The organism is Paenibacillus ginsengihumi DSM 21568 (assembly GCF_000380965.1).
In the GTDB taxonomy this organism is placed as follows: Bacteria; Bacillota; Bacilli; order Paenibacillales; family NBRC-103111; genus Paenibacillus_G; species Paenibacillus_G ginsengihumi.
Genome location: NZ_KB905550.1, coordinates 141457 through 153126, shown reverse-complemented (window position 1 = coordinate 153126; position 11670 = coordinate 141457). Strand labels below are relative to the sequence as shown.

Genomic DNA, 11670 nt, shown 5'->3' with positions numbered 1-11670 from the left:
ATCAGCGACCCACTACTTTCTGTCCCGGCGTAAGCCCTTTGAGAATTTCCACATCCGTCGACGTCTGCTGCCCGATCTCCACATCCACTTCCCTCTTGTTGCCGTTCTCGTCCACCACTTGAACGTAGTTGCGTCCTGCATATGTACGAAGAGTCGACGGCGGGATGACGATGGCATTCTCCTTGCGCTGGATAATGACGGATACGCTGAGCGGCGTGCCCCGGCTCAGCCCTTGCGGAAATTCGTCGAGCTGGACGATCAAATAGTCGTCGATGGATTCCCGCTGCTCATCTCCCCGCATCCCCGAGCCGCCGCTATTCTCGTCCTTCGGCACGGGAAGCTGAACCACCTTGCCCTTATGCTGTCCGGCGGCGTTGATATCGACGATCGCCTCCATGCCGACGGCGATCTTCTTCAGATCGTCCGCGCTGAATTTCGCGGCCACCGTCAGCTGAGACAGATCGGCAATCGTGGCGATCGCGTCGTACTGCTCCGCCGTATCGCCCTTCTTCTTGTTCACGGCCACGATCGTTCCGCTGAACGGCGCCGTCAGCTTGGCGGAGGCGACCGTCTGCTCCAGCTCGATCAACTTTTCCCGCTTCAGCTCGAAATCGATCTTCGCCTGCTCCAGCTGCTCCGCGCTCATCTCGTCGGACTTGCGCAAAGCCTCGATCATGGCCAGCTCGTCCTTGCGGGCCTGCAGCCTTTCCTGCTTCAGCTGGTTCTCCAGCTCGGTCACATCCAGCTCGGCAATGAGCTGCCCCTGCTGCACCGTATCGCCGACCTTGACAGCGATGTTCTTGATGCGCCGATTCCCGTCAACCGTAAAATACAGCACTTCCTCCACCGTCGAGAGCAGCCTGCCGGAGCCGCGAGCCTTCTGCTCCAGCGTCTTCGTCTTCACCTCGTACTCCGGCTTCTTCGAAAGCTGGGGCACCGTAATGGACGGCAGCACCTCCTCCTCCTCTTCCTTAGGCAGCAGCGAGCAGCCCGCTCCGACGACGAGCGAGGCGGCAACGCATGCGGCCAGCCACGGCTTGGCCTTTCCCTTAGCTTGCGATAAACTTTCCATCCACCATCTCGTAGACACGATCGGCTACCTCCATTATTGTCGGGTCATGGGTTGTCATACAGATCGTTATGTGCTCCGTGCGGATGATGTCGCGAAAGACAGACATCACTTGAGCGCCCATCTGCGAATCCAGCTCGGCCGTCGGCTCATCCGCGAGAATGAGGCTCGGCTTGTGCGCGATCGCCTTGGCGATCGCCACCCGCTGCTGCTCGCCGCCGGACAGCTCGAACGGACGGTGATCCATCCGCTTGGCCAAGCCGACAAGCTCCAGACAGTGCTCGACCCGCTGCTTCCATTGCGAGCGGGGAACGCCGGCCATGCGCAGGGCGAGCTCCACGTTCTCCCGCGCGGACAGCAGCGGCATCAGGGCGAACGATTGGAAAATAAAGCCGATTTCCTTGCGCCTGATGATTGTCCGCTCGTCGTCGCTGCAGCGGTGGAACGGATGTCCCTTGAATACGATCTCCCCGCGATTCGGCTGGTCAAGGCCGCCGATCAAATTCAGCAGCGTCGTCTTGCCCGAGCCGGAACGTCCCTTCAACATGACAAGCTGCTCGGGATAAAGCTCCATATTGATGCCGCGCAGCACGTGAAGCTGCGTTCCCCCTACGGAAAACGAGCGTTCGACTCCCATGACCGTCAGCAAAGGCTCAGACAGGTCGCGCTTGGCGCTAGTCGCTTCCTCGCCGCCGTCCGCCGCCGGATTCGCTCCGGCTGCCTGCTTTGGCGGCGTATCCGCCAGGAGCGCCTTCGACCCCGCACTTGCTTGCTCGCGCGCAGGCTTCTTCCTGCGCAGCCATCCGATCATCGGCCCCCTCTACTCCTTCCGACAAAAACTACTCTATTTTACTTTCCAGATTATAGACGGTTTTCCTTTGCGGAAAGTTACAAAAAAATAAATAATATTTAAAGATTTTTATGCAAAGCTCGAAAAAAGTCATTTGCTGACGACGCCGCGCTTGCCGGCATGCATAAGCCGCCGGCTTGTCGCCGTTCGGCCTGCGGCCGCGCAATCGATACCGGGCAGGGCATTTTTCTCGCCGCCAGAAGCGCGCTCTGCCGCGGGCTGCGCTGATTTCAGGCTGCGGCGCAAGTTTTGGAGCTGTTCCGGCGCTTCGGGCTGGTGTATAGTAACAGGAAATTCGGAGGGATCAGAAGGCAAAAAATACCCCGGCCATAAGGCACAGGGGCTTGATGTTCGTCACCGGCCCGAACGGAACCGCTGCGCGTATTCTTTCGCCTGCTCGACGGTCTTGATGCGATTGCGGCTCCATTCCAGCAAGATGCGATCGATATAGCGAAAATGCACCTTCCCCGCAAATACGGCTTCCTTGAGCCCGGCCAAAATGAGCTCCTCCGGGTACCCGTCGCGGTCAATCCAGTTCGTGATCGATTCCAGCTCCATCGGAGTCAGCGGCCGGCCGAATTCGTTCTCGAAGATCGTGAAAATGTCGCTGCGCTCCTGCTGCGTCGGCTGGACGTCCGCATCGCGCTGAAGCTCCTCGAGCCGGCATACAGCAAGCCGCTCCATGAGCGGCCGCCAATTGTATTTCTCGCCGTGAACGCCGGTAACCGGGTCGGCTTCCTCGTCGATCGCGAGCATGCCGCCCTTCATCAGACGCTGCAGCGCCGCGATCACCTTCTCCTGAGAGACCGACATGCGCGACTGCAGCTCCTCCAGCGTCGGGAAATCTTTTCCTTCTTTCTGTTTGAAGGCCATCACATGAATGATAAGCATGACGTCCAGCTCGTTCATGCCAAGCTCGGCGTAATACTTCAGCAGCCAGTAAGGCACGTCGGCGTTCCCTTCGTGCCAGGCCGCCAGCAGCACGGACGGCATATCGCTTGCGTCGTAATCGTTGCGTTTCATCCCAACCCCTCTTTCCAGAAGACGGCCTTTCTCCACTGGCCCGCACCGAATTTAAGGATACAAACGATATAAAAGACGCGGAAACGGAATCGTCTCCCGCACATGCTCCAGCCCGCAGATCCAGGCGACCGTTCTTTCCAGCCCGAGCCCGAAGCCCGAGTGCGGCACCGTGCCGTAACGCCGCAGGTCCAAATACCACTGATACGCTTCCTCGGACAGCTCGTGCTCCCGGAACCGCTGCTGCATCAAGACCGGGTCGTCGATCCGCTGGCTGCCTCCGATAATTTCCCCGTAGCCCTCCGGCGCAATCAGATCGGCGCACAGCGCCACCTCCGGACGGTTCGGGTCCGGTTTCATATAGAACGCCTTGATGGCGGTCGGGTAATGAGTGATGAACACCGGCTTCTCGTAATGCTCCGCGATGGCCGTCTCGTGCGGCGCGCCGAAATCTTCGCCCCACTCAAACGCATGGCCGTTCTCCTGAAGAAACCGGACGGCTTCGTCGTACGTTATTCTCGGAAACGGCGCCTTCACCTTCTCCAGCTTGGCGATGTCCCGCCCGAGCAGCTCCAGCTCGGGACGGCAATGGACCAGCACCGACTGCACGATGTGCTCCACGAACTGCTCCTGCACCTTCAGGTTTTCCTCGTGACCAACGAACGCCATCTCCGGCTCGATCATCCAGAACTCGATCAGGTGCCGGCGCGTCTTCGATTTCTCCGCCCGGAACGTCGGGCCGAACGAATACACTTTGCCCAGCGCCATCGCCGCCGCTTCCATATACAGCTGGCCGCTTTGCGTCAGGAAAGCGTCTTCGTCAAAATATTTGGTATGAAACAGGTTCGTCGTGCCTTCGCAGGACGATGGCGTCAAAATCGGCGGATCCACCAGCGTAAAGCCCCGTTCGTCGAAAAATCGCTGGATGGCGCGAATGATTTCCGCGCGAATGACGAGAATCGCCCGCTGGCGCGGAGCGCGAATCCACAGGTGCCGATGGTCCATGAGAAAATCGACCCCATGCTCCTTCGGCGTAATCGGATAGTCGGAGGCCAGCTGAATCAGCTCGATGCCGGTCACCGTCAGTTCGTAACCGCTCTTGCTCCGCTCGTCGGTCCGGACCTGGCCGGTAACGTACAGCGAGCTTTCCTGCGTCAGCTTCCCGCTCGCTTCCCATACTTCGTCGCTAACCTCGCTCCTCGCGACGACCCCTTGAATGTAGCCGGTGCCGTCGCGCAGCTGCAAAAATCGAATTTTGCCGCTGGAGCGCACCCGATGCAGCCAACAGCCGATCGTGACCGTCTCGCCCGTGCGCTTGCCCGCTTCGCGGATCGTGCATAATGAACGGCTCATGGTTAACCTCCTTCTGGCGTCTGGCCGGCCCTTGCCGGCGCCTGAAACGTTCGCCTAACGAAACCGAACGATCACCTGGATATGATCGTTCGGCCGAAGAAATGCTATCCACTTTATACTACATCATTTTGCTGCAAAATCAACTTGTGCGTTTCCCGCGCAATCATCAATTCCTCGTTCGTCGGAATGACCAGCACTTGAACCCTGGACTCCGGCGTCGTAATGGCCCGGTCCGCGGATTCGCGCCGGACGTTCGCTTCTTCGTTGAGCTCAAGGCCCAAATAAGTCAAATTGCGGCATACCGCCGCCCGCAGCGCGGCCGAATTTTCCCCGACGCCGGCCGTAAACACGATAGCGTCCACGCCGTTCATCGCGGCGGCGTAGGCGCCGATATATTTGCGCAGCCGGTATTCGTACATCTCGAAGGCCAGCTGGGCGTTGCGGTCCCCCGCTTCCGAAGCCTCCAATATTTCCCGCATATCGCTCGACAGGCCCGAGATGGCGAGCAGCCCGCTGTGCTTGTTCAGCATCGAGTTGACTTCGCCGAGCGTCAGCTCTTCCTTGGCCATTGCGTAAGGGACGATCGCCGGGTCGATGTCGCCGCTGCGCGTGCCCATCATCAGCCCCTCGAGCGGGGTCATGCCCATGCTCGTATCGACCGAGCGGCCGTGCAGCACCGCCGTGCAGCTGCAGCCGTTGCCGATATGGCAAGTGATCAGCTTCAGCTCGGCAAGCGGCTTGCCGAGATAGGCTGCGGCGCGCTCGCTGACGTACATATGCGACGTGCCGTGGAAGCCGTAACGGCGAATTTTATGCTTCTTATACAGAACCATGGGAATCGGGTACAAGTAGGCGACAGGCGGCATCGTCTGATGAAACGCCGTATCGAAAACGACCGCCTGCGGCACCTCGGGCATGTTCGCCTCGACGGCCACGATCCCGAGCATATGGGCCGGATTGTGCAGCGGCGCCAAATCGAACAGCTGCCTGATCTCGCGCTTGACCGCATCGTCGACCACGACCGACCCGGTGAAGGACTCCCCGCCATGCACAACCCGGTGACCGACCGCTTGAATCTCGCTTAAGCTTTTCAGCACGCCGTAATCCGAATGCAGAATCATATCGAGCACCTTGCGGATCGCTGCCGTATGGTCGAGGATTTCCTGCACCTCGCGCACCTCCGACCCATTGCTCGGCTCGTACGTCAGGATGGCGGAATCCATGCCGATCCGCTCGACGCGGCCTTTGGCCAGCACCGCCTCGTTGTTCATGGCGTACAGCTGGAATTTCAGCGAAGAACTGCCTGCGTTAATGACAAGTATGTTCACAATCGGTCACCGTCCTTATCGTACCGGAAAAAGCCCTGGCCCGTCTTCACCCCGAGATGCCCGGCGCGCACAAGCTGCTTCAGGCGCACAGCCGGGCGGTATTTCAGCTCGCCGAACTCGCGGAACATCCGCTCCATGGCGGCCAGCACCGAATCGAGCCCGAACCGGTCCGCCATCTCCAGCGGGCCGTAATGAAAATCGTAGCCGATCCGCATCGCCGTATCGATATCCTCGGCGCTCGCAACGCCTTCGCTCAGCACGTGCATCGCCTCGTTGATCAGCACGCAAATAAGCCGCGTCGTCACAAAGCCCGGCGACTCGTATACCTGGATGCCGTGCTTCTGAATCGTATCCTCCACAAACCGCTTGGTGCGCAGGAACGTCTCTTCGCTCGTTTTCAGCGCCCGGATGATTTCGACCATATGAATTTTCGATACGGGATATACGAAATGCAGCCCGATCACCCGCTCGGCCCGCTGCGTCGCCGCGGCGATCTCCGTCAAGCTCAGCGTCGACGTATTGCTGGCCAGGATCACATGCTCCGGGCATATGGCATCGAGCTGAACGAACAGCTCTTTTTTCTCTTCCAAATCCTCGGTGATCGATTCGATCACCATGCCGCACTCGCCGAGATCTTCCAGCGAGGGCGCCAGATGAATGCGGCCCAAAATCAGCTTTTTCTCCGCCTTCGTAATCGCCCATTTCTCCAGTTGCTTGTCCAATTGGTTCTCGATTCTTTCTCTCGCCTCGGCCAGCTTCTCCGCGTTCCGCTCGACCAGCACGACTTCGAGACCTTTGCCTGCCAGCATTTCGGCGATGCCTTGGCCCATCGTACCGCCGCCGACAACCCCGATAGTATGGTGTGCCATTGCCGCTCTCCGCCCCCCATGTACATTCTTAGCACGATTTCACCTACATTATATCGGAGCAACGCGCAAAAAGAAAAAGAGCCGCCCCACGCAAGGGACGACACTTTTGTGAACATCGACGGTTTTATGACATATTTCGTCAAAGCTCGCAAGTGGCGGGCCTGCCTCCCGGCACAAACGGATTACTGAGCCGCGTTGTAAGCCAGGCGCTCTTGATGAGCCGCCTCGTAAGCTGCGATCTTGTCCTCGTGCTGAAGCGTCAAACCGATATCGTCGAGTCCGAGAAGCAGGAACTGGCGGCGGTGCTCGTCAAGATCGAAGGCGATGCTCAGGCCCTGGCCGTCTGCAATCGTCTTGTTCTCCAGATCGACTGTCAGCTTGTAGCCTTCGTTTGCCGCCGTGCGCTGGAACAGTTCCTCGACCTGCTCCTCGCTCAGCTTGATCGGCAAAATGCCGTTTTTGAAGCAGTTATTGTAGAAAATGTCGGCGAACGACGGCGCGATCACCACGCGGAAGCCGTAATCCTGGATCGCCCACGGCGCATGCTCGCGGGACGAGCCGCAGCCGAAGTTGGCGCGGGAAATCAGCACCGAAGCGCCTTGATAGCGCGGCTGGTTCAGGCTGAACTCGGGAATCGGGTTGCCCTGCTCGTCGAAGCGCCATTCGTAGAACAGGAACTGGCCGAAGCCGGAGCGCTCGATGCGCTTCAGAAATTGCTTGGGAATAATCGCGTCCGTGTCCACGTTCACGCGGTCAACCGGCGCCACGAGGCCGGTATGCTGTTTGAAAGCTTCCATGTAGTTCGTCTCCTTTGGCTGATTTTGAAAAAGTTCCGCATCCGCGTTAAGCGAATGCCCCTTTTACGCTTCTCCTGCCCGCGCGATGGCCTGTCCACTCGCCAAGGCTGCAGCGCGCAGGCCAAGGAAACGCATCAACTCCGCGCCGTCAACCTCTTGATCTATACGGCTACGGCGCTTTTCGAAACCGGTATTTTATCGTTAAGCTTGCTGCTTGACTTTGAATTCCCAGCCGCGGACGTCGGTGAACCGGCCCTTGATCGCCGCAGCCGCAGCCATCGCCGGCGATACGAGATGCGTGCGTCCGCCGCGGCCTTGACGGCCTTCGAAGTTCCGGTTCGACGTGGATGCGCAGCGCTGTCCGGGCTGCAGCACGTCCGGGTTCATCGCCAGGCACATGCTGCATCCGGCGTCACGCCACTCGAATCCGGCTTCTTTGAAAATTTTGTCGAGCCCTTCCTTCTCCGCCTGCATTTTGACGCGGCCGGAGCCCGGTACGACGATCGCCGTCACGTTCGGCGCGACCTTGTACCCTTCGGCTACGGCAGCTGCCGCGCGCAGGTCCTCGATCCGGCCGTTCGTACAGGAGCCGATGAACACGTAGTCGATCTCGATGTCCGACATCGGCGTTCCCGGTGTCAGACCCATATATTCGAGCGCCTTCTCCGCCGCCTTGCGCTCGTTCTCGGTCGCAAAATCGGCCGGATTCGGCACGCAGGACGAAATGTCCGTGCCCATGCCCGGGCTCGTGCCCCAGGTAACTTGCGGGATGAGGCTTGTCGCGTCGAATTCGACGATGCGGTCATAGACGGCGCCTTCGTCCGTCGCCAGCTGCTTCCAGCTCTCGACCGCGCGGTCGAACGCTGCGCCTTGCGGCACGTATTGACGGCCGCGGAGATATTCGAACGTCGTCTCGTCCGGAGCGATCAGCCCTGCGCGCGCGCCCGCTTCAATGGACATGTTGCAGACGGTCATGCGCTCTTCCATCGACAGGCTGCGGATCGCTTCGCCCGTATATTCGATAACGTATCCGGTAGCGAAATCTGTGCCGTATTTGGCGATGATGCCGAGAATCAGGTCCTTCGCCGTTACGCCGGTCGGCAGCTTGCCGTTCACGCGCACTTCCATCGTCTTCGGCTTCGCCTGCTGCAGCGTTTGCGTGGCCAGCACGTGCTCTACCTCGCTTGTGCCGATGCCGAACGCCAGTGCGCCGAACGCGCCGTGCGTGGACGTATGGCTGTCGCCGCACACGATCGTTTTGCCTGGATGCGTCAGGCCGAGCTCCGGACCCATAACGTGAACGACCCCTTGGTCGATGTTGTTCAGGTCGAACAGCTTCACGCCGAAGTCGGCGCAGTTTTTGGACAGCGTATCGATCTGCTGCTTGGAGATCGGGTCTGTAATGTTAAAGCGATCCTTCGTCGGCACGTTGTGGTCCATCGTCGCGAAGGTCAGGTCGGGACGGCGCACCTTGCGGCCGGACAGGCGCAGGCCTTCGAACGCCTGCGGCGACGTCACCTCGTGAACCAGGTGCAGGTCGATATAGATGATGCTCGGCTTGCCCGGTTCGGAATGAATGACGTGGTTGTCCCAAATTTTCTCGAACATTGTTTTTGCCATCGGTTCCACCTCGATCGATTATGAATGCATAAGCATTAGTTATGTCAATAATACTAGCATTTCTTTATTCATTGTTCCAAGATATAATATCTATAAGCTTGATAGGATTCAAATATAAATACGCACTCCCCGAGTGCAGGGGCCGCCCGCTCTTCATGCGCTGGAGCAGACTGCCATTGCGACAAGACTGGAGCAGACTGCCATTGCGGCAAGATACGGAAAGGAGCTCATCTGATGGAGCTTAGGCAACTTCAATATGCATTGCAGATCGCCGTCGAAAAAAATTTTTCCCGCGCCGCCGAAAAGCTGCACATCGCCCAGCCCTCGCTCAGCCAGCAGCTGGCCAAGCTGGAGAAGGAGCTCGGCGTTCTGCTGTTCCAACGGACGACGAGCTCGGTGGAGGTTACGCATGCCGGCTCGCTGTTTATGGAGAAAGCGCAAAAAATACTCGACATGGTCGAGCAGCTGAAGCAGGAAATGGAGGACATCTCGCAAATGCGCAAAGGCCGGCTCGTCATCGGCAGCCTGCCGATCACCGGCGCGCACATGCTGCCGCGCGTGCTGCCGGTGTTCCAGGCGCGCTATCCGGAAATCGAGATCGTGCTGGTCGAGGAGACGACAAGCAATCTCGAGCAGCTCACCGCCAACGGCCAAACGGATATCAGCCTGCTCTCCCTGCCGCTTGCCGACGAGGCGCTGGCCTACGAGCCGCTTATCGACGAAGAGATCATGCTTGCCGTTCCGCCGCAGCATCCGCTTGCCGCCAGCGCCCCCCGACGGCCCGGCGAACCGGATTCGCCCCGGCAGGACGGGCATTATCCGAACCAAAAGGCGTCGGCGGTCGCTCTCCGGCATCTGCGGGATGAGCCGTTCATCGCCTTGAAGAAGGGACAAGGCTTTCGGCAAATTACGCTGGAGCTGTGCCGGAAAGCCGACTTCGCCCCGCGCATCGTGTTCGAGAGCAGCAACATCGAGACCGTCCAGTCGCTCGTCGCCGCAGGCATGGGCATCGCCTTCGTACCGCAAATGGTGTCGCGGGGCGCCTGGAGCGAGCTCGCCCCCGTCTACCTCCCTTTGTCCGGAAGACCGACGCGGACGCTGGTCGTCGCCTACCGCAAAGGCCGGTACTTGTCGAAGGCAGTCGAAGCGTTCCTTGCGACGTTCCGGGAGGTTATCGCCGCTAGCGGCGCAGCTCCGGGCACAGGCTGATTTCGGGGGCCGCCTCTAACGCAGCGCTGTCCGCTCCCCATTGCCGGCGCTGCTGCTAAATTGCCAGGGGCTGCTGCTAAATTGCCGGCGACCGCCTCCAAAATGCGCAGGCATCCCTCCCTGCCGGCTAATAAAGCGCCGGACGCCGGTCCTCGAATACCGGAATTTTGCCGCGCACCTCGGAAACTAGCGGCAGCTCGATCCGGGCCCGCACGATCTGCTCGCTTTCGCCGCCCTCGGCCAGCACCTCTCCCCACGGGTCGATCACCATGGAATGGCCGAAAAAGTCCGTCGAGCCGCTCGTGCCTACCCGGTTACAGGCGACGACGTACATTTGATTTTCGATAGCCCGAGCAGTCAGCAGCGTGCGCCAATGATGAAGCCGCGGATGCGGCCATTCGGCGGGCACGAACAGCACTTTGGCTCCGCCGAGCGCCAGCTTGCGGGCCAGCTCCGGAAAACGAATGTCGTAGCATATCATCATCGCCGCATCCGTGCCGTCGACGCTCAGCGTCCCGGCCCGCTCCCCGCTCTTCAGAAACTTCTCCTCATCCATCAAGCGGAACAGGTGGATTTTGGAATAATCCGCCGTCTTCCGCCCTTCCCGGTCGAACGCCAGTATCGTGTTGTATACGCCGTCCGCGCGCTTCTCGGCAATCGAGCCGGCGATGAGATTGACGCCGCGCCGGCGGCTGAATTCGCCGAGAAACGCCTCCGTTCTGCGGCCTTCCTCGTCAGCCAGCTCGTGAATCCGCTCCAGCGCGTAGCCGGTATTCCACATCTCCGGAAGCAAAATGACGTCCGGCCTCTCCTTATGCTCCATCGCTTCTTCCAGCATCCGCTGCAGCTTCGCAAAATTCGCATCCGGCTCGCCGACGGCAATATCCATTTGCAGCAGCGCGACATTCCAGCTCTGTTGTTCCAATCCGTTCACCCCGCAAGTTAATCTTCTGTCGTGATTGAGCGATGATTCTTGACTCATTTATATTACTTTAAATATCGCGTACTGCCTATGCCCAAAGATTAAAAGGCATGTATTGCAATATCACGATATGAATATTCTCGCTCTCGGAAGAGCGGGCGGAAAGGCTAGCACGAATTATTCTTATTTCACTCGAAACAACCGATTTGAAATCGTAACGCAAGTGAGCAGCCTTATTCCGCATTTTGGGCTATCCGATTCCGCGTTTTTGCCAAAATAGCGTTACTACGTTTCGTTACATTTTAAAAAAGGTCCGATTCAGTCAAATAGCGTTTGTCACTTGCGTTAAGTTTCGGAAGCTTCGGCGGGGAGCGCAGGAAGGGGCAGATCAGACGCCCATGCGGCTTGCACGGCACCATCAGAAGGATGAAAACGGGCCGCCCGCCCCGGGCGCTATTTTCAAGATAGCCCCCCATGCCGCTGGCGCGGCACCATCAGATGGTGAAAATGGGCAGCGGGCCCCGCGCTATTTTCAAGATAGACGCCCATGCCGCTGGCACGGCACCATCAGATGATGAAAATGGGCCACGTACCTTGGGCTATTTTCAAGATAGACTTCCCCGAGCGGCAAAG

The 11670-nt window shown here is 59.1% G+C and carries 10 protein-coding genes; 1 reads left to right on the top strand and 9 read right to left on the bottom strand.

Annotated elements, in window-relative coordinates; genetic code table 11:
- Nucleotide 1: 1 nt before the first annotated feature.
- The 8 genes from F591_RS0103125 to leuC all read right to left on the bottom strand — a co-directional run bounded on the left by F591_RS0103125 (nucleotide 2) and on the right by leuC (nucleotide 8906).
- Nucleotides 2–1072: an efflux RND transporter periplasmic adaptor subunit gene (locus F591_RS0103125; RefSeq protein WP_019533128.1), complete on the bottom strand. Its 1071-nt coding sequence runs from the start codon at nucleotides 1070–1072 to the stop codon at nucleotides 2–4.
- Complete coding sequence (locus tag F591_RS0103120) at nucleotides 1050–1880, bottom strand: ABC transporter ATP-binding protein (RefSeq protein WP_019533127.1); 831 nt, start codon at nucleotides 1878–1880, stop codon at nucleotides 1050–1052. Before F591_RS0103120 ends, F591_RS0103125 begins: the two co-directional genes overlap by 23 nt.
- 393 nt (nucleotides 1881–2273) lie before the next feature.
- Nucleotides 2274–2942, bottom strand: coding sequence for a DnaD domain-containing protein (locus tag F591_RS0103110; protein ID WP_019533125.1), 669 nt, complete (start codon nucleotides 2940–2942; stop codon nucleotides 2274–2276).
- A 51-nt stretch (nucleotides 2943–2993) separates the two neighbouring features.
- The gene (asnS, locus tag F591_RS0103105) at nucleotides 2994–4292 is read right to left on the bottom strand and encodes an asparagine--tRNA ligase (RefSeq protein WP_019533124.1); all 1299 of its coding nucleotides are present in this window, start codon (nucleotides 4290–4292) and stop codon (nucleotides 2994–2996) included.
- Nucleotides 4293–4405: 113 nt separating this feature from the next.
- Nucleotides 4406–5620: an acetate/propionate family kinase gene (locus F591_RS0103100; RefSeq protein WP_019533123.1), complete on the bottom strand. Its 1215-nt coding sequence runs from the start codon at nucleotides 5618–5620 to the stop codon at nucleotides 4406–4408.
- Nucleotides 5617–6489: a 3-hydroxyacyl-CoA dehydrogenase family protein gene (locus tag F591_RS0103095; RefSeq protein WP_019533122.1), complete on the bottom strand. Its 873-nt coding sequence runs from the start codon at nucleotides 6487–6489 to the stop codon at nucleotides 5617–5619. The genes F591_RS0103100 and F591_RS0103095 overlap by 4 nt, the downstream gene beginning before the upstream one ends.
- Before the next feature lie 182 nt (nucleotides 6490–6671).
- Nucleotides 6672–7286 carry a 3-isopropylmalate dehydratase small subunit gene (gene leuD, locus F591_RS0103090; RefSeq protein WP_019533121.1) on the bottom strand — a complete coding sequence of 205 codons (615 nt, stop codon included), beginning with the start codon at nucleotides 7284–7286 and terminating at the stop codon, nucleotides 6672–6674.
- Nucleotides 7287–7487: 201 nt separating this feature from the next.
- On the bottom strand, nucleotides 7488–8906 hold the full coding sequence (gene leuC / locus F591_RS0103085; protein WP_019533120.1) for a 3-isopropylmalate dehydratase large subunit: 1419 nt from the start codon (nucleotides 8904–8906) through the stop codon (nucleotides 7488–7490).
- A gap of 234 nt (nucleotides 8907–9140) precedes the next feature.
- Between leuC and F591_RS0103080 the strand changes: the two genes are divergently transcribed.
- The gene (locus F591_RS0103080) at nucleotides 9141–10115 is read left to right on the top strand and encodes a LysR family transcriptional regulator (protein WP_019533119.1); all 975 of its coding nucleotides are present in this window, start codon (nucleotides 9141–9143) and stop codon (nucleotides 10113–10115) included.
- 127 nt (nucleotides 10116–10242) lie between these two features.
- On the opposite strand, the gene F591_RS0103075 is transcribed toward F591_RS0103080, so the two are convergent.
- Nucleotides 10243–11040 carry a carbon-nitrogen family hydrolase gene (locus F591_RS0103075; RefSeq protein ID WP_019533118.1) on the bottom strand — a complete coding sequence of 266 codons (798 nt, stop codon included), beginning with the start codon at nucleotides 11038–11040 and terminating at the stop codon, nucleotides 10243–10245.
- Nucleotides 11041–11670: the final 630 nt, after the last annotated feature.